Below are 23,491 nucleotides of genomic sequence, written 5' to 3' on the forward strand. Positions count from 1 at the left end.
TATAAGGATAAGGTCAAAAGTAATACCAAGGATTTACACTTGTTAAAAGCAGACAAAGTGTCTTTAAATAAGTTGTTTTACTTAATTTAAAATGACGTTATGTCTGTTTCTTGTTAAAAAAAAGTAAAAAAGAAAGGTTTTAAAGAAAATATCGACAAATTTAAAAAACAATTAGTATGAGTATATTAAACACATTATTTGGAAATAATAAAGAAACTAAAAAAGAAAAAATTTCTTTTTTAAATTGGATTCCATTAACCTCATTAGAGCAGTTAGAAGAAATAAAAAATCAATCAAATGAAGAACCTATTGCTATTTTTAAACATTCAACACGATGTAGTATTAGTAGTGTAGCAATTAATCGATTTGAAAAATCTTTTGATGAATCATTACAAGATTTTAAAGTCTATTATCTTGATTTGATTTCTTATAGAGAAGTTTCTAATGAAGTAGGATACAAATTTCAAGTAGTACATCAATCACCTCAGCTCTTAATTATTCAAAAAGAAGTAGCAATAGCACATGCTTCTCATTACGAAATTGCTGAAATTGATTTAAGAAAATTCTAAAAAAGATACCGTTTTTAACGGGATTTATTTAAATACGTCGTATTTTTGCGTACTACAAAAAAGCATAAAATTGAGCAACGAAAACACACCTACACAAGAAACCAAAGGAAAAAATTTATACGATTATCAGAAAGAAGCATTGTTTAAAATATTTAAATGTTTTGAGAATGCTCCTGAAAATTTTCACTTATTATACCAATTACCAACAGGTGGAGGTAAAACAGTGATTTTTTCAGAAATTACACGTCAGTTTATTAAACATTATCAAAAAAAGGTATTGATAATGACGCATCGTATTGAGTTATGTAAGCAAACTGCAAAGATGCTTGGAGAATTTGGTGTAGAGAATAAAATTATCGATAGTAAAGCTGATTTAGAAGATCAAGACAAATACGATTGTTTCGTTGCAATGGTAGAGACTTTAAACAATCGTTTAAATGACGAGATGTTAGATATTTCTGATGTAGGTTTAGTTATTATTGATGAAGCACATTATAATTCATTTACGAAATTGTTTAAGTTTTTTGATAAATCGTTTGTACTTGGTGTAACAGCAACACCGTTAAGTTCGAATATCAAATTACCAATGAAAGACAATTATGATGATTTAATTGCAGGTGAAAGTATTGGTACCTTAATACAAAACGAATATTTAGCAAGAGCAAATGTATTCTCATATAATGTTGGTTTAACATCTTTAGAAATAGGAGCAAACGGAGATTACACCGTAAAATCATCAGAAGATTTATATACAAATACAGATATGTTATCGAAGCTTCTACAAGCTTACGAAGAACGTGCTAAAGGAACAAAAACATTGATTTTTAATAACGGGATTAACACATCGTTACACGTGTACGATACTTTTAAAAGGGGAGGTTACCCTATTGCGCATTTAGATAACACGAATACTAAAAAAGAACGTGATGCTATTTTGAAATGGTTTCATGAAACACCAGACGCAATTATTACCTCTGTAAGTATTTTAACAACTGGTTTTGACGAACCTTCAGTAAAATCAATTATTTTAAATAGAGCAACAAAATCATTAACTCTTTATTATCAAATGATTGGTAGAGGGTCTCGTATTTTTAAAGGAAAAAATGATTTTAATGTAATTGATTTAGGAAATAACTTTCATCGTTTTGGACCTTGGGGTGCTGATTTAGATTGGCATAAAATGTTTAGAGCTCCTAATTTTTATTTAGATAATTTATTATCTGATGAGGAAATTGAAAATGAATTTAGATATGAGTTACCAGCTAACGTTAGAGAAGAGTTTTCAAAATCTGAAGATTTATACTTTGATGTAAAAAAGGTTTATATCGAAACGATTCAGGCAGGACAATCTTCAAAAAAAGTTTTAGAAAAGTCAATAGACCATCATGCTAAAATTTGTGTAGAAAATAGTGAAGATGTTTTTGATGCTTTAATCTTAGCGAAAAAACTAGGAGGAGAAATTGATGATAGAATACATCGATATTCTAAATGTATCTGTAAAAGTACTCATAATTTTATTGATTGGTTACAAGATGATTATAGAAAGAAGTTAAATTCTCATTTACGTTCAAATTTTGATGAGATATATGAAGATATTTTTGGTCATCCGCCACCAGAAGAAGAGGAAGAAGACGAAGAATAAAAAATAAAAAACCAGTTCATATTTTGAACTGGTTTTTTATTTTAAAATAGGGAATAAGTTGAGGTGCATTTAAATTAAAATTCAATAGCTGGTAAAACTTTACCTGTACATTCTCCAAAACCAATACGAACCTCATCATTTTCAGAGTATCCACGCATAATAACAGTATCATGATCGTTGATAAATTTACGCTCAGAACCGTCATTTAATTTTAATGGGTTTTGACCTCTCCAAGTTAATTCTAACATAGAACCAAAACTATCTTTAGTAGGTCCTGAAATGGTTCCAGACCCCATCATATCACCAGCGTTTATAGGACATCCATTTATAGTGTGATGTGCTAATTGTTGTGCCATAGTCCAATACATATATTTAAAGTTTGAATTACAAACAACAGTTTCTTCTTTTCCCTCTGGTTGAATCGCCATTTGTAAATTAATATCAAAACTATCTTTTCCTTCTTTTTTCAGATAAGGTAAAGGCTCATGTACTTGCTTTGGGTTATCAACTCTAAAAGGTTGCAAAGCATCTAAAGTTACAATCCAAGGAGAAATAGTAGAAGCAAAGCTCTTTCCTAAAAATGGACCTAAAGGCACATATTCCCAAGCCTGTATATCACGAGCAGACCAATCATTAAACAAAACCAATCCAAAAATATATTCATCAGCATCTTCAATAGGAATTCTGTCTCCTAAATCGTTTGCAACGGTAGTTATAAATGCCATTTCTAATTCAAAATCTAATAATTTTGAAGCTCCAAAATTGGGTTTTGTTTCTCCTTCATTAGGTTTTTGTTGCCCAACAGGACGACGAACAGGTGTACCTGAAGGGATAATAGAAGAACTTCTACCATGATAACCAATAGGAATATGTAACCAATTAGGTAATAAGGCATTTTCAGGGTCACGAAATAAAGAACCAACATTTGTAGCACGCTCTTTGCTTGCGTAAAAATCGGTATAATCACCAACTGCTACAGGAAGTTGCATTTCAACATCTTCCATTCTAAAAATTACTTGATACTTATGTTCTGCATTATCACGTAATTTACCATTAGTTACATCAAAGATTTCAGCAATTTTATTACGAACTAAACGCCAAGTTTTACGTCCATCAGCAATAAAATCATTTAAAGTATCTTGTAAGAAGATATCATCAGTTAAAGGAATATCTTCAAAATACCCTAATTGATGTAAGGCACCTAAATCGATAGCAAAATCACCAATTCTAGTACCAATAGTAATAATATCATCTTTCGTTATAAATACTCCGAAAGGAATGTTTTGAATAGGAAAATCTGATTTTTTATTAACAGTTAGCCAAGATTTTCTATTCGGATTATTTGCTGTTATTTTCATTTAGGGTTCTATTTAGTTTCCTTCAAACCTACATATTTTTTCAATTAAAACCAATATTCATTATGAAAAAAAGTTAAAATAATACATTTTATAATAATATAGTATTAGTTCATTGTTATTAATAAAATTATTACATTTGGATAATTATTTAACAAAAGATAAGATGCAAAAAGATCATCAAATATTTGATTTAATTCAAGAAGAAAAAGAACGTCAGCTAAATGGTTTAGAATTGATTGCTTCTGAAAACTTTGTAAGCGAACAAGTAATGGAAGCTCAAGGTTCTATTTTAACAAACAAATACGCCGAAGGATACCCTGGTAAACGTTATTACGGTGGGTGTGAAGTTGTAGATGTTGTAGAGCAAATAGCAATTGACAGAGCTAAAGAATTATTTGGAGCTGAATACGTAAATGTTCAACCACATTCAGGTTCACAAGCTAATACGGCAGTTTTTGCGGCATGTTTAAACCCTGGAGATACTATTTTAGGTTTTGACTTGTCTCACGGAGGACACTTAACACACGGATCACCTGTAAATTTTTCAGGAAAATTATATAATCCTGTTTTTTACGGAGTAGATAAAGAAACTGGTCAAATTGATTATAATCATTTAGAACAACAAGCTAAAGAACATAAGCCAAAATTAATAATCGCAGGAGCTTCGGCATATTCTCGTGATATGGATTTTGCAAAGTTTAGAGAAATTGCTGATAGTGTTGGTGCTATTTTAATGGCAGATATTTCTCATCCAGCAGGTTTAATTGCTAAAGGAATTTTATCTGACCCAATACCTCATTGTCATATTGTAACGACAACTACTCATAAAACATTACGTGGACCACGTGGTGGAATTATTATGATTGGTAAAGATTTTGAAAATCCTTTTGGATTAAAATTAAAATCAGGAAAGTTAAAGAAAATGTCAACATTGATAAATTCTTCAGTTTTTCCAGGAAATCAAGGTGGACCTTTAGAACACGTTATTGCTGCTAAAGCTGTTGCTTTTGGTGAAGCTTTAACTGATGAGTTTTTAGAATACCAAATTCAAGTAAAAGAAAACGCACAAGCAATGGCGAAAGCTTTTGTAGCAAAAGGATACAATATTATTTCTGGAGGAACAGACAATCACTGTATGTTAATCGATTTAAGAAATAAAGATATTACTGGTAAAGATGCTGAAATAGCATTAGGAAAAGCAGATATTACTGTAAACAAGAACATGGTTCCTTTTGATACTCAAAGTCCATTTGTAACTTCAGGTATCCGTATTGGTACTTCTGCAATTACTACTCGTGGTTTACAGGAAGAGGATATGCAAGTAGTTGTTGATTTAATTGATGCAGCTATTCAAAATGCGACAAACGAAGAAAAACTTAGTGAAATTAGTGAAGATGTTCATAATTTAATGCAACACCGTAGACTATTTATAATGTAAGTTAAAACTTATTTATAACTCTAACTACTAAGTACAAAATAAAAAAGCACTGATTTTAATTAAATCGGTGCTTTTTTGTATTGAATGAAAATTAAACACTTATTTATTAATACATATATATGAATTTTAACTATGAATGATATTTACATAATTTCAACTGTGCTAATTTTTTTATCCGCAATATTCGGATATATAAATGTTCGCTTTTTAAAGTTACCAAATACAATTGGTTTAATGATTTTAACCATCTTATTTACCTTAGCTGTTCTTTTACTTAGCACTATAGATCCAACATTATTAAACTTTGAGAAATCGATTATTTCTCAAATCGATTTTAAAACCTTATTATTAGATGAAATGCTAAGTTTCTTGCTATTTGCGGGAGCATTACACACTAATTTTGATCAACTTAAAATACAGCGTTGGCCAATATTGTTATTTTCAACATTAGGAGTATTAACCTCAACTTTTTTAGTAGGTATTGTTATGTTTTTTGCACTACAACTTATTAGTTTAGACGTTAGCTTTATCAATTGCTTGTTGTTTGGAGCATTAATCTCACCAACCGACCCAATTGCTGTGTTAGGTATTCTTAAAAAAGCAGGAGTTCCTAAAAAATTAGAAACTAAAATTGTTGGAGAATCTCTTTTTAACGATGGTGTAGGTGTTGTTATCTTTTTAACTATTTTTAAAATTGCAGAATCAGATACAGCAAACGTAAGTACAATTGACGTATTACAGCTTTTCGGACAAGAAGTAATAGGAGGTATTGGTATTGGATTAATTTTAGGTTGGGTTACATATCGCTTGTTAAAATCTATTGATGATTTTGATATTGAAGTAATCATCACTTTAGCAACCGTAATGGGAGGAACAGTATTATGTCACAAATTTCATTTATCAGCTCCTTTAGCGATGGTTACTGCAGGTTTAATAGTAGGAAACGATACAGTAAGAGCTAATTCTATGTCTGAAACTACAGAGAAGTATGTCGATAAGTTTTGGGAATTACTAGATATCTTATTAAACGCCATTTTATTTGTATTGATAGGAATGGAAATGTTAGTGTTAGTAATAGAAGGGAGATTTGTTTTAGCAGGTTTATTAGCAATTCCTATCTGTTTAATATGCCGTTATATTTCTTTGTTTGTGCCGATAAAAATCTTTGAAAAAAAATTAGATTTCGTGAAAAACACCGATGTAATTATGACATGGGGAGGTTTGAGAGGCGGAATATCAATAGCTTTAGCTTTAGGATTATCTGTAAGTATGGAAAGAGATTTATTTCTAGTAATTACTTATATTGTAGTTGTATTTTCTATTATAGCACAAGGTTTAACAGTTGATAAATTAGTAAAACGGTTAAAAGAATAATTTTATTAGAGTGATAAAAAAACCTCAACTTTATATTTTTAAGTTGAGGTTTTTTTAATTTCAGGAGGATTTAATTTATTTTGGTTATTCAAATGAAATATTTTAATTTAAATTTTTGCCTGCGCTCTATTTAAAATACTATCAGGTAATGATTTTTTAGTTTTCACTCCCATTTTCTTTATTTTTTCAATACGATTGATAAGATTACCTGTACCATCTACTAATTTATTCACGGCGCTATTATAATCTCCTTTTGCAGCATCTATTTTTTTACCAATACCTATTAAATCTTGTAATAATCCGTAAAATTTATCATACAAAGCACCTGCTTGCCTAGCTATTTCTAAAGCATATTGTTGCTGTTTTTCATTATTCCACATAGTATCAATAGTACGTAAAGTAGCTAATAATGTTGTAGGAGTAACAATAACAATGTTTTTTTCAAAAGCTTTATTATATAGTGAATTATCTTGATTTAAAGCTATTGCAAATGCAGGTTCTATAGGGATAAAAAGTAACACGAAGTCAGGAGATTCAACTTTATAGATATCTTCATATTTTTTTTCGGACAATTGCTCTACATGACGACTTAAAGAATTAATATGCTGTTTTAAGAATTGCTTTTTTCGAATATCATCATCTTCTGTATTTACAAATTCTTCATAAGCTTTAAGCGATACTTTTGAATCGATAATCATCTTTTTATTATTCGGTAAATGAATAACAACATCAGGTAATACTCTTTTTCCTTCATCATTTATAAATGATTGTTGTACGAAATATTCACTACCTTTTTCTAGACCGGATTTCTCTAGAACACGCTCTAAAACTAATTCCCCCCAATTTCCTTGAATTTTATTATCACCTTTTAAAGCCTTTGTTAAATTAATGGTTTCTTTACTCATCTGTAAATTCATTTCTCTTAAACCAATAATTTGTTGACGTAAAGCAGCATGATAATCGATACTTTCTTTATGAGTTTTATCTACTTTATCTTCAAAAGTTTTAATTTTTTTAAATGAAGAGGGTTTAATATATTGTCGATATTTTCTTTATTTTGAGCAGTAAATTTAGTTGATTTTTCTTCTAATATTTTATTTGCTAAATTTTCAAATTCTTTAGTAAATTTATCCTGTAGCTTTGTCACTTCTTCTTTATTCTCATTAAATTTTAGTTGAAAATTTTTTAGTTCTTCCTTTTTAATGACCAGTTGAGTACTAACAATTTCCTTTTCTTTTACAGCCTCATTTAAATGGTTTTGAATATCTTCTTTATGAGTTTCTAAGTTTGAAATATTAATTTTTAAGCCAGTTAATTCCTTTTCTAAATCAGTTGTTAATTGTTTGGCCTTTAATTTAGATAAAAGGTTTCCGATAATAAAACCAAAAAGCAAAGTGCTTGAGGCGATTAAAATAGATGTATTCATTAGATTTTCAAGTTTTTACGTGGTTAACCAAATATAAACTAAGATTTTTTATTTTTATCACATTGAAAGTAGAAAAAATAGGTGATAACGATGTAATAATAACATACTAGATCAATCGTGATTCATACCATTGAGAATAAAGCTGTATTTTTGACGTTTATTTTATAAAATATGATATCAAAATTTATATTTACAAAAGTTTTAGGTTGGAAGTTTAATGGCGAATTTCCAAAAGAACTTAAAAAATATGTATTAATAGGTGCTCCACATACAAGTTGGCAAGATTTTATGGTTGGTTTGTTTTCAAAAAAAATTACAGGTACAAAACTTAACTTTGTAGGAAAAAAAGCACTATTTAAACCACCGTTTGGTTGGTTTTTTAAATCGCTAGGAGGTGCGCCAATCGATAGAAGTAAAAGTACTAATGTAGTTGAAGCAATTGTTAAAGTTTTTAATGAAAATGATGAGTTTAGATTAGCAATATCACCAGAAGGAACTAGGCAATTTGTTGATAAATGGAAAACAGGCTTTTATTACATCGCGCAAGGCGCAAATGTGCCTATTGTAATGCTTGGTTTCGATTTTGAAAATAAAGAAGTAAAACTTTCAAAACCTTTTTATCCTACAGGTGATATCAAAGAAGATTTTACGCATTTTTATCAATTTTATAAAAATATTAAAGGAGCAAAGCCTGAATTATTTAATAATCAATCTTTTTTATAATTTTCTGATAAAAAACTAAAATAAAAAGAAGTGTATTTCCTGTAAAGTGTGATTATCTTTGCCAAAAAATATTTTTATGCCAAAACAATTTTCAGATTTAGGAATTAATAAACAATTACAACAGCGTTTAGTTGATTTAAAAATTACTCTTCCAACAGATGTACAAGAAAAAACGATACCTGTTATTCTAAATCAAAAAGAAGATGTTGTTGTTTTAGCAAAAACAGGAACAGGTAAAACTGCTGCTTTTGGATTGCCTTTATTACAACTTATCGATACCGAAAAAACAACGATACAAACCTTAATATTAGCTCCAACAAGAGAATTAGGTCAGCAGATTTATAATAATTTAGTTTCTTTTTCTACAAATAATGAAGTAAGTATTGCTTCTATATGTGGAGGTATTCCTATAAAACCTCAAATTGAGCGTTTAGCTACTACTACGCATATTGTAATTGCAACACCAGGTCGTTTAGTCGATTTAGTAAAGCGTGGAGCTATCAATATAAAAGAAATAAAGTATTTTGTTTTAGATGAAGCAGATGAAATGGTAAGTGCTTTAAAAGATGAGGTAGATACTATTATTAAAGGAATTCCAAAAAATAGAAGAACTTTATTATTCACGGCAACCATGTCTGGAGTTATAAAACAACTGGTTCAGAATTACATGTCTAAACACGTAGCGCATATCGAAGCTGATATGGCAACGGTTGGGCATCAAGGAATAGATCATCAGTATGTGGTGGTAAAACCTATTGAAAAATTAGAAGTATTACTTCATTTTTTAAACTCGAAAGAAGGACAACGTGGTATTATCTTCTGTAAAACGAAAGCTGCTGTTAATAAATTAGCTAAAAATTTAGCGATTAATAAATTTTCGTCAGGAGCAATTCACGGAAGTTTAACCCAAGGGATTCGTGATAGAATTATGGGACAATTTAGAGAAGGTTATATTGATATTTTAGTAGCTACAGATTTAGCTGCTCGTGGTATTGATGTAAAAGATGTTTCTTATGTTGTTAATTATCATCTACCTGATACTTATGATGCTTACGTACACAGAAGCGGAAGAACTGCAAGAGCAGGAGCAAAAGGACTTTCTTTAACTATCTTACAAGAAGATGAGGTTAAAGATATTGCTGATTTCGAAAAAGAATTAGGAATCGTTTTTAAACCATTTAAAAAGGCAGATGCTAAAAGCATTGAAGAAAATAACGGTTTAATTTGGGCTAAAAAAATATTCAAAACAAAGCCAAATAGAAATGTTTCTGAAGATTTTAAATCAAAAGTAAAAACTATTTTTCATCATTTAACAAAAGAGGAGTTAGTTGATAAAATTTTAGCAAATTACTTAGTAGAATCAAATACAGTAACTCCAAAAAAGGAAGTTAAGAAATAAAATTAAGAAATAAAAATGAACAAAATGTGTCATATGTGAAAATATGGTAGCATCTTTGCAAATAGATAAGTAAGTTTATAAATTATTTAATTACATTACAATGAATAAAGGAATAGTAAAATTTTTCAATGATACTAAAGGTTTTGGTTTTATCACTGAAGAAGGCGTAACAAAAGATCACTTTGTACACATTTCAGGATTAATCGATGAAATCAGAGAAGGTGACCAAGTTGAATTTGAATTAGAAGAAGGTAAAAAAGGACCAAATGCAGTGAACGTAAAAGTGATCTAAAAAAAATATTTCAAGTTTTAAAAGTCCATCATTTTTGATGGACTTTTTTATTTTATTATAAGCAGAAAAGCTTTTATTTTATTTTATAAAACACTAATTTTATAAAAATAAATAATAAAAATCACAAAAATTAACACAATTTGGGGTATATTGGGGCAATTCTAATGATTCCCTTTAAAAGAGGGCTTCATAATCTTATTCTAAATTAAAACTAGTAGTATAATTCTATATTAAATATTATGGCAAAATCTCAGCAATCATTTAACAAGAATGAAAAAGAGAAAAAGCGTTTAAAAAAACGTGAAGATAAAAGAAAGAAAATGGATGCTCGTAAGGCAGACATAAGAGAAAATGGTCCAACAGGAATTGAATTCGCATATACTGATGCTTATGGGAATTTATCTTCAACTCCTCCTGATCCAGATCAAAAACCAATAGTTATTAACGCAGAAGACATTCAAGTTAGCGTTCCTAAAACTTTAGAAGGCGATAAAGAAGCGTTTGATCCTATTAGAAAAGGAACTGTTTCATTTTTTGATTCATCTAAAGGATTCGGTTTTATTATCGATTCAGCAGATCAAGAAAAATATTTTACACACGTAAGTGGTATTATTGATGAAATTTCTGAAAATGACAAAGTAAGTTTCGAACTTGAAAAAGGGATGAAAGGAATGAATGCTGTAAAAGTTACTTTAGTTAAGTAGTTTTTTATTGATTTAAAATTAAACAAAAAAGAGATTAACCGTTAAGGTTAATCTCTTTTTTGTTTAATAAATTATGTTTTAGATGAGGTTTTAAAAGTAAATTTAGAATGATGATGATATCTAAATGTAAAAACTCGTTAAAAAGCAGTAATTTCGCGCCCGAATATAAATTATCGTCATAAAGACATTGTTTTATATCAAAAAAAATATACGTAAAACTAAAAAAACTAAAAAGTAGTTTGATATGAGTGAACAAAAATCGAGTATAGATATAGCATCTTGTATCGCTACATTACAACATTTATTAGCAGATACAAATCAGCTTTTTGAATTACCTGAAGATGAAAGAGTAGCTCTTTTTAAAGCTGCAGGTGAATTAACAAGACCGAATCGTACTGAGTTTGAGCGTAGAAGAAAAGACGCCAAAAAAGCTGCGAAACGTAAAATGATTGCCAAAGACACACACGCTAGAAAATCAACAGGAATTCGTTCAGCAAGAGAATCGGCATTATTTGTTGCTCCTAAATTATTAGCTGCTGCGGATTTATCCGAAGATACATTAGAGCTAGAATCGCCTAGAAACTGCTACGTTTGTAAAACCGTTTATACGAAATTGCATCATTTTTATGATACAATGTGTAAAGATTGTGGTGATTTAAATTATGCAAAACGTTTTCAATTAACAGATTTAACCGATCAAGTAGCTGTTATTACAGGTTCTCGATTAAAAATTGGATACCATATTACGTTAATGCTATTGCGTTCGGGGGCTAGGGTAGTTGCAACAACTCGTTTTCCTGCGGATTCAGCAATTCGTTTTTCTAAAGAAGAAGATTATAAAGATTGGAGTGATCGCTTACATATTCACGGACTTGATTTACGTCATATCCCAAGTGTAGAGATTTTTTGTAATTATATAGAGCAAAAATACGATAGATTAGATATCTTAATCAATAATGCGGCACAAACCGTAAGAAGACCTTCAGGTTTTTACTTTCATTTAATGGAAAATGAAAAGCTTCCTGTTGATAAACTTCCTAAGTTAGCCCAAACTTTATTAAAAGATCATATTAGCTGTTTAGAGGAGTTATCAAGTTTAAGTGTCCCTACGGATAAAACAAGTAAAAATAATGTATTACCAGTTACTTGGCACGGTCCTGAACCTGGAATAGGTTTGCGTAATTCAGCAGCATTATCTCAAATTCCATATAGTTTTGATAATTCGTTACAAACTGCTGAGGTTTTTCCAGAAGGTGAATTAGATGCCGATTTACAACAAGTAGATTTAAGAAAAACGAATAGCTGGCGTTTAAGATTAGGTGAAATTGAAACTACCGAAATGGTAGAGGTACAGTTAGTTAATGCTGTTGCTCCATTTGTATTATGTAATCGTTTATCTAATTTAATGATGAAAGAAAACACAGGTAAAAAGCATATTATAAATGTAACAGCAATGGAAGGTAAGTTTCATCGATTTAAAAAAGTAGATAGACATCCGCACACAAATATGGCAAAAGCGGCTTTAAATATGTTAACACATACTTCAGCATCTACTTTTGCAAAATCTGGTATTTATATGAATGCAGTGGATACTGGTTGGGTTACTGATGAAGATCCTGCTGAGTTATCTAAAAAGAAAGTAGAAACACACGATTTTCAACCGCCTTTAGATATTGTGGATGGTGCGGCACGTGTTATGGATCCATTAATTGATGGTATAAATACAGGAAAACATTGGTCTGGTAAGTTCTTAAAGGATTATTTTCCTATTGACTGGTAAGACTTTTATAGTTTCTGGCATCATCTTTGCAATCTAGTTAGTAATTATTAAAATATTAAATAGAGTAACATTATGAGTATAGGAACAGTAAAATTTTTCAACGAAACAAAAGGATTTGGATTTATTACAGAAGAAGGAGTTGAAAAAGACCACTTTGTACACATTTCAGGTTTAATCGATGAGATTAGAGAAGGTGACGAAGTTGAATTTGATTTAGAAGAAGGTAAGAAAGGACCAAATGCAGTGAACGTAAAAGTAATCTAAGCATATATCTTTTCAAGTTATTTATAAAAAAGCCCATCATTATGATGGGCTTTTTACTTTTTATAAAATTATCAAAAAAGAAAATATTTTAATTTGAAGCAATTTCCCGCTTTCCGCACTCGCTTTTTTTGTTTTTTCGAAAAGAAAAACAAAAAAGAGCTCAAACAATGCTTCAATCGGGGCTAGGCATTTTTACTTCATTTTAAAAATTGAAATTATTTTAAGCTTTCTAATAATTTTTCGGCAACTAACTCAGAAGATGCTGGGTTTTGCCCTGTAATTAAATTACCATCTTGTATTGCATAAGCATTCCAATCTTCTTTTTTAGAATAGATTCCACCATTTTTAGTTAACATATCTTCTACTAAAAAAGGAACAACATCAGTAAGACCAACGGCAGCTTCTTCTGTATTTGTAAAACCTGTTACTTTTTTACCATTTACTAAAAAAGAACCATCTGCATTTTTTACTTCTTTTAAAGCGGCAGGTGCGTGGCATACAAAAGCAATCGGTTTCTTTTGATTGTTGAATTCTTCAATCAAAGCAATTGAAGTAGCATCGGTTGCTAAATCCCATAAAGGTCCATGTCCTCCAGGGTAGAAAACAGCATCAAAATCATCAGCATTAATATTTGCTAATACCTTTGTATTTGCAATTTTAGCTTTTGCAGCGTCATCTTTATTAAAACGCTCCGTATCTTGAGTAGCAGTATCAGGCGAATCACTATTTGGGTCAATAGGGGCAGCGCCACCTTTTGGTGTTGCAATAGTAATCGTTGCGCCTTTATCTAATAAGTTATAATATGGGTTGGCAAATTCTTCTACCCAGAATCCTGTTTTTTTATCAGTACTCCCTAATTTATCGTGCGATGTTAAAACAAATAATATGTTCATTATGTTCATTTTGTTATATTTTTTTACAGTTATTTTTTCTTCCGAAGAAATTCTTTTATTCTTAGCATCTTTACAACTTGATGCGGTAATCATAGTAAGTACTATAGCTACTGTTTGTAATATTTTCATATAAATAATACTTAAGTTTAAGTAACGTTTGTTTAGTACGCCATTTCAACTACTATTTCTTTCAAATTTCTTCTTATTTAATGCTGTTTTATTCAATTACCGTTACTAATTCTTCCATAGGTTTTCTGACTTTTACTAAGTTTACCAACCAATCTTTGTCTTCAGCTCTGTATCCGATAGGTAACAAAACAGCACTACGTAATCCTTTTTCACGTAAGTTTAAAATTTCATCAACTGCTGTAGGATCAAAACCTTCTACAGGTGTAGCATCAACACCTTCATAAGCAGCGGCTGTAATTGCTTGAGAAAAAGCAATGTATGCTTGTTTAGCTGCATGATTAAAGTTTTCTTCTGAATCTTTATGCGGATAAGAACTCAATAACATTTGACGGTAATTCTCCCAACCTTCGTTTTTAAAACCTCGAATTTTGTTTGTTAAATCGAACATATGATTAATTCTTTCTTCGGTATAGGTATCCCAAGCAGCAAAAACAAGTAGGTGAGAGCAGTCTGTAATTACGGATTGATTCCAAGCGATAGGTTTAATCTTTTCTTTTATCTCTTGGTTTTTAATCACAAAAATCTCAAAAGGCTGTAATCCGCTTGATGTTGGTGCTAAACGAGCAGCTTCTAAAATACGAGTTATTTTATCTTCTGAAATTTTTTCACCGTTCATTGCTTTAGCGGCATATCTCCAATTTAATTTATCTAATAATTCCATAATTTTAATATTTATTTTAGTTGAGGTAATTTATCTACTACAAACTTTTATACTATTCCAAGCTGATTGGTAGGCTTCTTCAATATGAGTTTTATCTAAAGTAAATTCGCCACGTTTTTGAGAAATAATTAAAAATGATAAGGGGTTAATTGCATAAGCATATAATATGTAATCAGACATTGGTTTTATGATTCCTTCTTTTTTACCACGCCTCCAAAGATCTAGTAGGGGCTGTAAGTGTTTAGTTCCTTCCTGACGACTTAGCTCATCAATTATTGGTGTATTATCGCATTGTGCTAAAAACATGGCGTTTTCACACTCTTTTAGTTTAAAATCGGCAATACGTTTCCATATGACTTCAAAACCAATTTCTACAGATACTTTATCGTTATAAGTTGCAAAAGCATAATCGGTATATTTTGATTTTACCTCTATGTAGGTTTGATTTACTAAATCTTGCTTATTTTCAAAATACAGATATATAGTTGCTGGAGATACATTTGCCATTTTAGCAATTTTACTCATCGGAGTTGCATGAAAACCGTTATTGTTAACTAACTCAATAGTTGCTTTTACAAGTGCATTTCGTTTGTCAATACTTTTTTGAAGTTTAGCCATTTTATATTCTATTCTAATACAAAGGTATATAAATAAAAATGAATATTCATTCTTTTTTATTCGATAAGAAATAAAAATAATTTAAGGAAGAGAAGAAAGGTACTTAAAAATGAGGTTTTAAATATGAAAAGTTAGTCAGGAATTTAAATTAAATATAAATTAAAACCTTGCTTATAAAACTGTACAGGTTTTTTATTGCTCTGAAATATAATTATATTGATTTACAAAGTCTCTTAATAAGCGTAAAACATAAAAATACAAGTATTATTTATGGTAAAAAAATCACCAAAAGGGCAATAAGACTGTGTTATAGTTAGTTAATTTTATTTTTTTTAGATAAAATAGAGTTATATCCTGCCATACTTTAGATTAATGGAACTATATTTGCAGTATTAATAAGTACTAACAATATAATTTACATTACAATGAGTAAAGGAATAGTAAAATTTTTCAACGACACTAAAGGATTTGGATTTATTACAGAAGAAGGTGTTGAAAAAGATCACTTTGTACACATTTCAGGTTTAATCGATGAGATTAGAGAAGGTGACGAAGTTGAATTTGATTTAGAAGAAGGAAACAAAGGACCAAACGCAGTGAACGTAAAAGTGATCTAATATATAATCCATATATTTTCAAAAAATCCCCATCATAAGATGGGGATTTTTATTTCCCCTAATTTAATTTTTATTTAATTTGTGTTGTTGAGGTTTTTTTTTAAAATTATAAATGATATTCTGTTTTATCTATAATTTCTTTAAGAACAAAATAACTTTCAAGAATACCAATATTATCAATTTTAGAAAGTTTTAAACGGACAAAATCATGATAATCTTCTAAATCCTTTAGGTTTATCTGTAAAAAAAAATCTACTTTTCCTGCCATATGATAGCATTTCTGAACCTCTTTTAGCTCTTTTATTTGTGCGTCAAATTTATCAATAAAACCTTCATCATGGTAACGAAGCGAAACCATACAGATAGCTGTAACCGGTACTTCTATGTTTTTTTTATCTAAAATAGCGACATACTTTTTAATGATACCTAGTTTCTCTAAGCGTTTAATTCTTTCATAAATAGGAGACACCGTTAAATTTAGTGTTTCGGAAATTTCTTTAGCTGTTTTTTTACAATCTTGTTGTAATATTCTTAATATTTTTAAATCAGTTTCATCTATTTTTATCATAATTGATTAGAAATTTGCAGTTAAAATTACTTTTTAAAATAAGTAAAACTATTTTTAAAAGTGATAAAGAATGTTTTTGCAGTTAAAAGTAGGTAAAATTACTTATTTTATATCAAAATAAAGTGTATTTTACTTTGAAATAGCTTATATGTGTATTTTTGCACTGAAACAAAAATCGTATAAGATGAAAGTATTAGTTACAGGAGCAGGAGGGCAATTAGGTACGGTATTAACAAAATCTTTAAAAGAAAAATATGGTAAAGATGCAGTAATAGCATCAGATATTCGTACTATTGATTATGATGGGATTTTTGAAATATTAGATGCCACAAGTGAAGCTGATTTAGCAAAAATTGTAATAAAACATAAAGTTACTCAAATATATCATTTAGCAGCAATATTATCTGCTAATGGAGAAAAGAACCCTATTCAAACTTGGGACATTAATTTAAAATCACTTTTTAGTGTTTTAGAAGTTTCAGTAAAACAGAAACTAGATAAAGTATTTTTTCCGAGCTCAATTGCTGTTTATGGAATTAGCGCACCAAAAGTCGACACAAAACAAGACGCATATTTAGATCCGACAACTGTTTACGGAATCAGTAAAGCAGCTGGAGAAAATTGGGCACAGTATTATTTCTTAAGATATGGCTTAGATGTACGTTCTATAAGATATCCTGGTGTTATTGGTTATCAATCTTTACCAGGTGGAGGAACTACAGATTATGCAGTTGACATCTATCATAAAGCAATTAAAAACGAAGATTTCACCTGTTATTTAAAAGAAGATGCTTGTTTACCAATGATTTATATTGATGATGCAATTAGAGCAACTTTAGAAATTATGGAAGCTCCAAAAGAAGCTATCAAAATTAGAACATCTTATAATTTAGCAGGAGTGAGTTTTACTCCAAAAGAAATAGCTACTTCGATAAAAGAATGGTATCCTGATTTTAAGATTAGTTATAAACCTGATTTTAGACAAGCTATCGCTGATTCTTGGCCTGCTTCTATAAATGATGACGCTGCCAGAGAAGATTGGAATTGGAAACCAAACTATTCTTTAAGAGAAATGTCAGAAGAAATGATTATCCAATTAAAGAAACAACAATAATTTATATATTTTTTTAAAGTTTTAAATGATGAAAATAGATTTTATCAACATAAAAAAACAAATAAGTGCTGAACTAAAAAACTATGCACTTGTTTTTGCAGGGGCTCTTATAGTCGCTTTAGGATTTTCTTTATTTATAATACCTTATAATATTGTTCCAGGAGGTGTTTTTGGATTAGGTACTGTTCTTTTTGAATTAATAGGTGTTTCATCTATTGGTCTTATAGCCTTATGTATTAACATTCCTTTATTACTTTGGGGTACTAGCTTATTAGGAAAGAAAACAGGGCTTAAAACAGCTTTTTTTATGATTTCTTCATCATTTTTATTAGATTTATTATTATCGATAACAAAAAGTCGTGTTATTGTAGATGATATCTTATTATCAGCAATTTTCGGAGGAATATCTATCGGTATAACTATTTTCTTAGTTAAAAAAGCAGGTGCTACAACTGGTGGTCAAGATATTTTAGCCAGAATTTTATCAAGCAAAATTAATATTGGATTCAATCAACTAATACTTATTATTGATGCTTTAATTATAATTTTAGGAGTTCTTACTTTTGGTAATTACACTATTGCTATTTATTGTTTGATAACAATTATCGCAACAAGTAAAACAATTGAATATTTTTTAAAACAAGACGTACAGAACAAAACATTGCTTATTTTTTCTAAAAAGAATGATTTAGTTCAGAAAAGTATTACTGATAACAAAAGTATGTATCAGAATACGATAAAAATAATGCATCAAGATTCTAGTGAAAAAATGATTTTGATTACAAAGAATAATAAAAATCTATCTGTTATTGAATCAATTATACACAATACAGACCCTGATGCAGAGATTATAACACTTCAATCTAATTTTAGTTTAGTAAACGTATAATTATCAGAACAGTAGAGTAGTAGTTCTATTTTTAAAACAAGAATTAGGTCATATATATGACCTAATTCTTGTTTTATGATAAAAAATATATAATTATTTTACGCTAATTACTTTCGCGTATTTCATAAAATAATCTTCGAAACGTTTTATTGTTGGATTCATTTTATCAGCATATAATACAAATTGACATTTATTAATGCTTTGAGTAATTGCCATCAATGCAGCATATGAATTGTTATCTTTTAAGAATTCTGCATCATCTATATTGAAAATCATTAATTGAGATGGACTTATTCCGTTTAATAAGAATAATTTATTCATTCTTTTAGGAGTAGATATAAGAATGTCAACACCTTCAAAAATTTCTGATTTTTGTAAATCTACATGCTCTTTTTCATCAGCAACATAAACACGTATCGATTTATACCTAGTATATGCAGAAAAGGCATTATACACTTCTAAAGCTCTTTCGTTATTTTCTACAAGAACAAAAGCTCTTGGACTAGTACCGACATCTTGAAATTTTAATTTATGTAAGGTTGTAAGCACGAGTGTGGTTGTTTTTCCGCTACCTTTAGGACCTGTACAGTAAACATTAGCACCGCTTTTTATAGCAGGAATACTTTTTGCCTGTAAAGGTGTAGGTGTTATTATTTCTAGCGATTCTAACTTTTCTTTTATTTCTGGATTTAATTTTTTAAAAGGCATAGGAATTAAAAATACTGTTTTAGCGTTAGCGTGGATATGAAAACACAAATATACAATTAACTAAGTGAAACTATTTTTATTTAGTTAATCAAACAAACAGACACAGACAGATAAAGATAAAAAAAAGAAAAAAAGAAAAAGTGAAGGGGATGAAAGAATAGATATACACACACCATAAATAAAAAATAAAAAAACTCTATTTAACATAATATTAATTATAGGACGACTATATGAATATATATTTATATAAAAGGTTAATTAAGTAAGGTAGTAATTTAAATGTGATTAGTGTGATTTTTTCTGTTTCATTTTTTTTTGACATAGATACTACTAACTAACATTGGTCGTTGAAACAGATTGATTTGATGAAAATATCACAACTCTCATCAATCATATATAATATCTTTGCTTTAAATAAAATAATTATGAGCCTTACTATTCTTTTTGAAGATGAATATATAATCTGTGTTTCTAAACCGAATAACATAGTCGTTCATCACGCCTATCATTCAAGAAATGTTTCTGAAGAAGATTCTTTACTGCAGTTACTGTTTAATCAATTTGGAGCTAAATTTTACCCTATTCATCGCTTAGATAGAAAAACTTCTGGTATTATCTTATTAGCAAAAGAAACAAAACACGTTTCTAAGTTTCAGGAACTTTTTACTGATAATGAAATACAGAAAACATATTACGGAATTGTAAGAGGACATTCTCCTGAATCTAAAGTTATTGATTCTCCTGTAAAAGGAAGAGATTCTGATGTTTATAAAGAAGCTGAAACGCATTTAAAAACAGTATCGACTGTTATTGTTGATATTTCTGTAAAACCTTACGACAGCTCAAGATACAGCTTAATTGAGATGAAACCTACAACAGGTAGATTACATCAATTACGTATTCATATGAATAAAATAAGTCATCCTCTTATTGGTGATCCAAAGTATGGTGACAAGAATCACAATACGATGTTTATTGATAATTTTAACTGTGAAAATTTATTTTTACACGCGTATTCACTTGAATTTACACATCCTTTTTCAAAAGAAAAAATTTTAATAAAATCAAGTTTACCAAGTGATTGGAATACTGTTTTCGAACGTTTTAAGTGGAGTATTTAAATAAAAAAAGGACTACTTTAAAGTAGTCCTTTTTTTTAAATGTCTTGAAAAATAGCGTGCATCAAGCGTTTTTTATCATTAATGCTTTCTTCTAAAGAAATCATTGTTTCAGTACGATTTACTCCAGTAATATCATCTATTCTATAGATAATATCTTTAGCATCATTTGTGCTTTTTGCTCTTACTTTACAAAAAATATTATATTTACCAGCTGTTACGTAGGCAACTGTTACATTTGGTATCAATCTTAAATTATCTAAAACGTGTTGAGTCATAGATGATTTCTCTAAATAGACACCAACGTGAGCAATAAAAGTATATCCCATTTTATCATAATTCAACGATAATGTTGAGCCCTGAATAATACCTTCATCTTCCATTTTTTTAACTCGCACACTGAATAGTACCTGCTGATACTAATAATTTCTTTGCAATGTCAGTAAAAGGAGTACGCGCATTTTCAATTAAAATGTCTAAAATTTGATGATCAATCTCATCTAATACAAACTTCTTCATTCTTTTTTTTCTGATATTATCACTTAAAATACAGTTTTTTTTTATTTAAAAGACTTTTATTGATAAATAATTTAAGAGTTACTCTTTTTTATTAAATTCTTTATGACCTAAGAATAATGACAAATCCCCTATTTTCTCTTCAACTAAAGTTAGTGCAAATTTACTGTTTTCTATTTTCTCAACATACTGAAAGGCTACATCTTTTTCATTATTTTTTGATCTATAAATAACATCATAGAAATTCTTGATATTGTTAGGGATAGCAAAGTAATCTAAGTGCTCTGTAAAGTTTTTTTCTTTAGAAATATGGTAAATTCCTTGTAAAAAAGCGTAAAAATTATATTTACGTACAGTTTCACGTTCGTAATCATCAGGAAAATGACCAGCTTCAATAAGTACTGTATTGTGTCCTAGCTTCTGAAAATTATCGCCTGTTGCAGTCGGATAAAACTCATCTGTGTAACGACCAATGTGATTTGGTATTAATTTTTGTAATAAATTGTTCATTGAAACAATTACATTCATTGTTTCTTTACGACCCTTTGTCATTTTACGAGTAACTTCTTCTGATGGCGCTAAAAACGATATGGTTGCAGGGTTTTTAGTTCCTTCAACTCCAAAAATAGTTCTTTGATCATGAAGATTAAAACAAAACTGAGGATTTACAGTATCTAAAATTTCACGCAACAACTTACTTTCTTTAGCTTTTAAATCAACAGCATCTCTATTTAAATCAACTTGATTAGCATTTACACGAGTGTATACTTCTGCCCCATCAGGATTTAGCATTGGAACAATTGTAATATCACAATTAGTTAAAATTGATTTTACAACATCCGTATTCGCATATAACTTTATGAAATTTAAAAAATCAAATACAGCTTTTGTCCCTGTACTTTCATTTCCGTGCATCTGACTCCAAACAAGTATTTTTGTTTTTCCTGAGCCTAGTTTTAATTGATAAATATCTCTACCTTCTTCAGATTGACCTATTATTTTTGATTTAATATTTATATCTAAATCATTATAAAGTGGCTCAATATCTTTAAAAGTGACATATCTTCCTGATATTTTTGTTTCTTTTATTGTTAAATAATTTTCTTCTAAAAAATCGGTATTTAGTAAATTCATATTATAAGGTAAACCAATCTGCTATTAATAATTTTTCAATAGGTTGGGCAGATATGTGTGTATAATCGTTTTTAATTATGTGGTATTGATAGTCTTTTGACCATTCTTCAATATTCTCAGTCAATGTGATTAATGAATTACAAATAAATTGTACCTCATCATCTGTAATAGTCGGATGTATTGATAAACGCACCCAACCTGGTTTATCAGTATTACATCCTTCTAGTATTTGATCCTTAATTTTGTTTGATGTATTTTGATTTACATTTAATAAAAAATGTCCATACGTACCCGCACAAGAACAACCTCCTCTTGTTTGAATACCAAATCGATCGTTTAGTAGCTTTACAACTAAGTTAAAATGATATTTTTCATAATAAAAAGAGAAAATACTTAAGCGCTCTTTATGATTTGGTGCTAATATTTTTACGCCTTCTAAGTTTTCTAAACACTTAAACATAACGAGATTTACCTCATCTTCACGTTTTTTAATATTATCAGTACCCATTTGATTTTTCACCTGAATAGCCAATGCAATTTTTATCGTTTGTAAGAAAGCTGGTGTTCCGCCATCTTCACGAGTTTCAACATCATCAAAATAATCATGACCACCCCAAGGATTTGTATAACTAACCGTACCTCCGCCTGGGTTATCAGGAATCATGTTTTTATATAATTTCTTATTGAAAATCAATACGCCAGAACTACCAGGTCCTCCTAAAAATTTATGAGGAGAAAAGAAAATAGCATCTAAATATTCATCTTCTTTCTTCGGATGCATATCTATATCGACATAAGGTGCAGAGCAAGCGAAATCAACAAAACATAAACCACCATATTTATGAATCAAAGAAGCTACTTTATGATATTTGGTTTTGATACCCGTTACATTTGAACCTGCAATAATAGACGCTATTTTTATAGGTCTATCTACATATTGTTTAATAGTGTCTTCAAAAGTATCTAAACAAATCAATCCTTCTTCATTACAAGGAACTACAACTACCTCAGCAATAGTTTCTATCCATGAAGTATGATTTGAATGATGCTCCATGTGACTCACAAAAACAATCGGTCTTTTTTCATCAGGAATATTGGTATATTCTTTTAAGTTTTCAGAAACCTTTAAACCTAAAATTCGTTGTAATTTATTAACAACCCCTGTCATTCCAGAACCTTCTGTAATTAACACATCGTCTTTAGAAGCGTTTACATGAGTTTTAATAATACTTCTTGCTTCATTGTATGCTAAAGTCATAGCAGCACCTGCTGTTGAGGTTTCTGTATGTGTATTAGCAACAAAAGGACCGAATTTATGTAACAATTTTTCTTCTATCGGCATATATAATCTTCCGCTTGCGGTCCAATCTGTGTACATCATTTTTTGTTCACCATATGGTGATTCATATACTTGATTGACACCTACAATTTGTTTTCTAAATTTTTGGAAATGCTCTTCTAAATTATTATTCATAAAATTCGATATTTTATTGTTTA

22 protein-coding genes and 2 pseudogenes are annotated in these 23,491 nt (G+C 29.4%); 14 read left to right on the top strand and 10 right to left on the bottom strand.

From position 1 onward, the window contains the following. Window positions 1-176: 176 nt before the first annotated feature. On the top strand, window positions 177-569 hold the full coding sequence (ytxJ, locus tag PG913_RS05565) for a bacillithiol system redox-active protein YtxJ (RefSeq protein ID WP_271231984.1): 393 nt from the start codon (window positions 177-179) through the stop codon (window positions 567-569). A 70-nt stretch (window positions 570-639) separates the two neighbouring features. Next, window positions 640-2,211, top strand: a complete 1,572-nt coding sequence (locus PG913_RS05570) for a DEAD/DEAH box helicase (RefSeq protein WP_271231985.1) — start codon at window positions 640-642, stop codon at window positions 2,209-2,211. Between the two features lie 74 nt (window positions 2,212-2,285). Here PG913_RS05570 and fahA read toward each other — a convergent pair whose 3' ends face one another. Beyond that, complete coding sequence (gene fahA, locus PG913_RS05575; protein ID WP_271231986.1) at window positions 2,286-3,569, bottom strand: fumarylacetoacetase; 1,284 nt, start codon at window positions 3,567-3,569, stop codon at window positions 2,286-2,288. 163 nt (window positions 3,570-3,732) lie between these two features. Between fahA and glyA the strand changes: the two genes are divergently transcribed. Beyond that, on the top strand, window positions 3,733-5,007 hold the full coding sequence (glyA, locus tag PG913_RS05580; protein WP_271231987.1) for a serine hydroxymethyltransferase: 1,275 nt from the start codon (window positions 3,733-3,735) through the stop codon (window positions 5,005-5,007). A 132-nt stretch (window positions 5,008-5,139) separates the two neighbouring features. Continuing rightward, complete coding sequence (locus tag PG913_RS05585; RefSeq protein WP_271231988.1) at window positions 5,140-6,381, top strand: cation:proton antiporter; 1,242 nt, start codon at window positions 5,140-5,142, stop codon at window positions 6,379-6,381. A gap of 107 nt (window positions 6,382-6,488) precedes the next feature. On the opposite strand, the pseudogene rmuC reads toward PG913_RS05585, so the two are convergent. Continuing rightward, window positions 6,489-7,807: pseudogene (gene rmuC / locus PG913_RS05590) on the bottom strand (DNA recombination protein RmuC). A gap of 171 nt (window positions 7,808-7,978) precedes the next feature. On the opposite strand from rmuC, the gene PG913_RS05595 reads away from it, so the two are divergent. The 6 genes from PG913_RS05595 (at window position 7,979) to PG913_RS05620 (ending at window position 12,969) form a co-directional block, all read left to right on the top strand. After that, a complete protein-coding gene (locus PG913_RS05595) occupies window positions 7,979-8,530 on the top strand; it encodes a 1-acyl-sn-glycerol-3-phosphate acyltransferase (protein ID WP_271231989.1) in 552 nt (183 codons plus the stop codon). A gap of 76 nt (window positions 8,531-8,606) precedes the next feature. Beyond that, the gene (locus PG913_RS05600) at window positions 8,607-9,929 is read left to right on the top strand and encodes a DEAD/DEAH box helicase (protein ID WP_271231990.1); all 1,323 of its coding nucleotides are present in this window, start codon (window positions 8,607-8,609) and stop codon (window positions 9,927-9,929) included. 100 nt (window positions 9,930-10,029) lie between these two features. Continuing rightward, the gene (locus tag PG913_RS05605) at window positions 10,030-10,221 is read left to right on the top strand and encodes a cold-shock protein (RefSeq protein ID WP_271231991.1); all 192 of its coding nucleotides are present in this window, start codon (window positions 10,030-10,032) and stop codon (window positions 10,219-10,221) included. Between the two features lie 239 nt (window positions 10,222-10,460). Next, window positions 10,461-10,925: a cold-shock protein gene (locus PG913_RS05610; RefSeq protein WP_232125376.1), complete on the top strand. Its 465-nt coding sequence runs from the start codon at window positions 10,461-10,463 to the stop codon at window positions 10,923-10,925. 244 nt (window positions 10,926-11,169) lie between these two features. Beyond that, entirely contained in the window at window positions 11,170-12,705 is a 1,536-nt protein-coding gene (locus PG913_RS05615) for an SDR family NAD(P)-dependent oxidoreductase (RefSeq protein ID WP_271231992.1), read from the top strand. Window positions 12,706-12,777: 72 nt separating this feature from the next. Beyond that, complete coding sequence (locus PG913_RS05620; protein ID WP_271231993.1) at window positions 12,778-12,969, top strand: cold-shock protein; 192 nt, start codon at window positions 12,778-12,780, stop codon at window positions 12,967-12,969. A gap of 215 nt (window positions 12,970-13,184) precedes the next feature. Here the strand turns inward: PG913_RS05620 and PG913_RS05625 are convergent, their stop codons facing one another. The 3 genes from PG913_RS05625 to PG913_RS05635 all read right to left on the bottom strand — a co-directional run bounded on the left by PG913_RS05625 (window position 13,185) and on the right by PG913_RS05635 (window position 15,330). Then, complete coding sequence (locus PG913_RS05625) at window positions 13,185-13,991, bottom strand: type 1 glutamine amidotransferase domain-containing protein (RefSeq protein WP_271231994.1); 807 nt, start codon at window positions 13,989-13,991, stop codon at window positions 13,185-13,187. A gap of 88 nt (window positions 13,992-14,079) precedes the next feature. Further along, window positions 14,080-14,712, bottom strand: coding sequence for an NAD(P)H-dependent oxidoreductase (locus PG913_RS05630; RefSeq protein ID WP_271231995.1), 633 nt, complete (start codon window positions 14,710-14,712; stop codon window positions 14,080-14,082). A gap of 30 nt (window positions 14,713-14,742) precedes the next feature. After that, window positions 14,743-15,330 (bottom strand): TetR/AcrR family transcriptional regulator, encoded by a 588-nt coding sequence (locus tag PG913_RS05635; protein WP_271231996.1) that lies wholly within the window; start codon window positions 15,328-15,330, stop codon window positions 14,743-14,745. 425 nt (window positions 15,331-15,755) lie between these two features. Here PG913_RS05635 and PG913_RS05640 point away from each other — a divergent pair, with 425 nt between their 5' ends. Then, the gene (locus tag PG913_RS05640; RefSeq protein ID WP_101918271.1) at window positions 15,756-15,947 is read left to right on the top strand and encodes a cold-shock protein; all 192 of its coding nucleotides are present in this window, start codon (window positions 15,756-15,758) and stop codon (window positions 15,945-15,947) included. Between the two features lie 106 nt (window positions 15,948-16,053). On the opposite strand, the gene PG913_RS05645 is transcribed toward PG913_RS05640, so the two are convergent. Continuing rightward, on the bottom strand, window positions 16,054-16,515 hold the full coding sequence (locus tag PG913_RS05645) for an Lrp/AsnC family transcriptional regulator (RefSeq protein WP_271231997.1): 462 nt from the start codon (window positions 16,513-16,515) through the stop codon (window positions 16,054-16,056). A gap of 184 nt (window positions 16,516-16,699) precedes the next feature. On the opposite strand from PG913_RS05645, the gene PG913_RS05650 reads away from it, so the two are divergent. Continuing rightward, a complete protein-coding gene (locus PG913_RS05650; RefSeq protein ID WP_271231998.1) occupies window positions 16,700-17,629 on the top strand; it encodes an NAD-dependent epimerase/dehydratase family protein in 930 nt (309 codons plus the stop codon). A gap of 25 nt (window positions 17,630-17,654) precedes the next feature. Continuing rightward, entirely contained in the window at window positions 17,655-18,518 is an 864-nt protein-coding gene (locus tag PG913_RS05655; RefSeq protein WP_271231999.1) for a YitT family protein, read from the top strand. A gap of 93 nt (window positions 18,519-18,611) precedes the next feature. Here the strand turns inward: PG913_RS05655 and PG913_RS05660 are convergent, their stop codons facing one another. Further along, window positions 18,612-19,226: a DEAD/DEAH box helicase gene (locus tag PG913_RS05660; protein WP_271232000.1), complete on the bottom strand. Its 615-nt coding sequence runs from the start codon at window positions 19,224-19,226 to the stop codon at window positions 18,612-18,614. A gap of 365 nt (window positions 19,227-19,591) precedes the next feature. On the opposite strand from PG913_RS05660, the gene PG913_RS05665 reads away from it, so the two are divergent. Next, entirely contained in the window at window positions 19,592-20,347 is a 756-nt protein-coding gene (locus tag PG913_RS05665) for a pseudouridine synthase (RefSeq protein WP_271232001.1), read from the top strand. A 35-nt stretch (window positions 20,348-20,382) separates the two neighbouring features. Here PG913_RS05665 and PG913_RS05670 read toward each other — a convergent pair. The 3 genes and pseudogenes from PG913_RS05670 to PG913_RS05680 form a co-directional block, all read right to left on the bottom strand. Further along, window positions 20,383-20,863, bottom strand: a pseudogene (locus PG913_RS05670) (Lrp/AsnC family transcriptional regulator). 78 nt (window positions 20,864-20,941) lie between these two features. Next, window positions 20,942-21,994 carry a M14 family zinc carboxypeptidase gene (locus tag PG913_RS05675; RefSeq protein ID WP_271232002.1) on the bottom strand — a complete coding sequence of 351 codons (1,053 nt, stop codon included), beginning with the start codon at window positions 21,992-21,994 and terminating at the stop codon, window positions 20,942-20,944. Window position 21,995: 1 nt separating this feature from the next. Next, window positions 21,996-23,468, bottom strand: coding sequence for an aminotransferase class V-fold PLP-dependent enzyme (locus PG913_RS05680; RefSeq protein WP_271232003.1), 1,473 nt, complete (start codon window positions 23,466-23,468; stop codon window positions 21,996-21,998). Between the last annotated feature and the right edge of the window lie 23 nt (window positions 23,469-23,491).

This window comes from Tenacibaculum pacificus (genome assembly GCF_027941775.1).
Classification (GTDB): Bacteria; Bacteroidota; Bacteroidia; order Flavobacteriales; family Flavobacteriaceae; genus Polaribacter; species Polaribacter pacificus_A.

Coding starts and splice junctions, on each gene's coding strand:
- PG913_RS05665 (WP_271232001.1), top strand. CDS start 19,592: ATGAAAATATCACAACTCTCATCAATCATATATAATATCTTTGCTTTA.
- PG913_RS05620 (WP_271231993.1), top strand. CDS start 12,778: ATGAGTATAGGAACAGTAAAATTTTTCAACGAAACAAAAGGATTTGGA.
- PG913_RS05640 (WP_101918271.1), top strand. CDS start 15,756: ATGAGTAAAGGAATAGTAAAATTTTTCAACGACACTAAAGGATTTGGA.
- glyA (WP_271231987.1), top strand. CDS start 3,733: ATGCAAAAAGATCATCAAATATTTGATTTAATTCAAGAAGAAAAAGAA.
- PG913_RS05645 (WP_271231997.1), bottom strand. CDS start 16,515: ATGATAAAAATAGATGAAACTGATTTAAAAATATTAAGAATATTACAA.
- PG913_RS05630 (WP_271231995.1), bottom strand. CDS start 14,712: ATGGAATTATTAGATAAATTAAATTGGAGATATGCCGCTAAAGCAATG.
- PG913_RS05655 (WP_271231999.1), top strand. CDS start 17,655: ATGATGAAAATAGATTTTATCAACATAAAAAAACAAATAAGTGCTGAA.
- PG913_RS05675 (WP_271232002.1), bottom strand. CDS start 21,994: ATGAATTTACTAAATACCGATTTTTTAGAAGAAAATTATTTAACAATA.
- PG913_RS05615 (WP_271231992.1), top strand. CDS start 11,170: ATGAGTGAACAAAAATCGAGTATAGATATAGCATCTTGTATCGCTACA.
- PG913_RS05610 (WP_232125376.1), top strand. CDS start 10,461: ATGGCAAAATCTCAGCAATCATTTAACAAGAATGAAAAAGAGAAAAAG.
- PG913_RS05600 (WP_271231990.1), top strand. CDS start 8,607: ATGCCAAAACAATTTTCAGATTTAGGAATTAATAAACAATTACAACAG.
- PG913_RS05595 (WP_271231989.1), top strand. CDS start 7,979: ATGATATCAAAATTTATATTTACAAAAGTTTTAGGTTGGAAGTTTAAT.
- PG913_RS05625 (WP_271231994.1), bottom strand. CDS start 13,991: ATGAAAATATTACAAACAGTAGCTATAGTACTTACTATGATTACCGCA.
- PG913_RS05660 (WP_271232000.1), bottom strand. CDS start 19,226: ATGCCTTTTAAAAAATTAAATCCAGAAATAAAAGAAAAGTTAGAATCG.
- ytxJ (WP_271231984.1), top strand. CDS start 177: ATGAGTATATTAAACACATTATTTGGAAATAATAAAGAAACTAAAAAA.
- PG913_RS05650 (WP_271231998.1), top strand. CDS start 16,700: ATGAAAGTATTAGTTACAGGAGCAGGAGGGCAATTAGGTACGGTATTA.
- PG913_RS05680 (WP_271232003.1), bottom strand. CDS start 23,468: ATGAATAATAATTTAGAAGAGCATTTCCAAAAATTTAGAAAACAAATT.
- PG913_RS05605 (WP_271231991.1), top strand. CDS start 10,030: ATGAATAAAGGAATAGTAAAATTTTTCAATGATACTAAAGGTTTTGGT.
- fahA (WP_271231986.1), bottom strand. CDS start 3,569: ATGAAAATAACAGCAAATAATCCGAATAGAAAATCTTGGCTAACTGTT.
- PG913_RS05635 (WP_271231996.1), bottom strand. CDS start 15,330: ATGGCTAAACTTCAAAAAAGTATTGACAAACGAAATGCACTTGTAAAA.
- PG913_RS05585 (WP_271231988.1), top strand. CDS start 5,140: ATGAATGATATTTACATAATTTCAACTGTGCTAATTTTTTTATCCGCA.